At 70.9% G+C, this 554-nt stretch carries 1 protein-coding gene; it reads left to right on the forward strand.

What is annotated here, in order from left to right; all coding sequences use genetic code 11:
• Positions 1–554, forward strand: a 554-nt coding sequence (locus tag FJV41_RS49830) for a condensation domain-containing protein (protein ID WP_141649576.1), incomplete at both ends; no start/stop codon positions are given.

Raw genomic sequence — 554 nt, forward strand, 5'->3', positions numbered from 1 at the left:
ACGGCTACGTCTTCGAGGGCCGACTGACCCTGGTGTGGACGTACAGCCAGGCAGCGCACCGGCCGGAGACCATCCAGTCCCTGGCCGACCATTGCCTGCACACGCTGCGGCGGCTCATCGACGACCGCGACTCCGACGACGCCCGTCGCTTCACGCCCGCAGACTTCCCGCTGGCGAGGCTGTCCCAGTCGGTGCTCGACCGGGTGCTGCCCGCGGGGACGCTGGCGGACGACCTCTATCCGCTGTCGCCCATGCAGCAAGGCATGCTCTTCCACACCCTCACGGCCCCGGGCTCCGGCGTCTACGTCACGCAGTTGGCGTGGACCTTCGGCGGCGCCGTGGACATGACCGCTTTCCGTCGCACCTGGGAAGCCGTCATCCAGCGGCAGCCCTCGCTGCGCACGTCCTTCGTCGCCGAGGGCGCCGACCAGCCCCTCCAGTGGGTCCACCCGGAGGCCACCCTCCCCTGGGAGGAGCACGACTGGCGCGGCGCGGATGAGGCCGAGCAGCAGAGCCGCTTCGACACCCTCATCTCCGAGGACCGTGCTCGGGGC

The sequence above is a fragment of the Myxococcus llanfairpwllgwyngyllgogerychwyrndrobwllllantysiliogogogochensis genome (assembly GCF_006636215.1).
Taxonomy (GTDB): domain Bacteria; phylum Myxococcota; class Myxococcia; order Myxococcales; family Myxococcaceae; genus Myxococcus; species Myxococcus llanfairpwllgwyngyllgogerychwyrndrobwllllantysiliogogogochensis.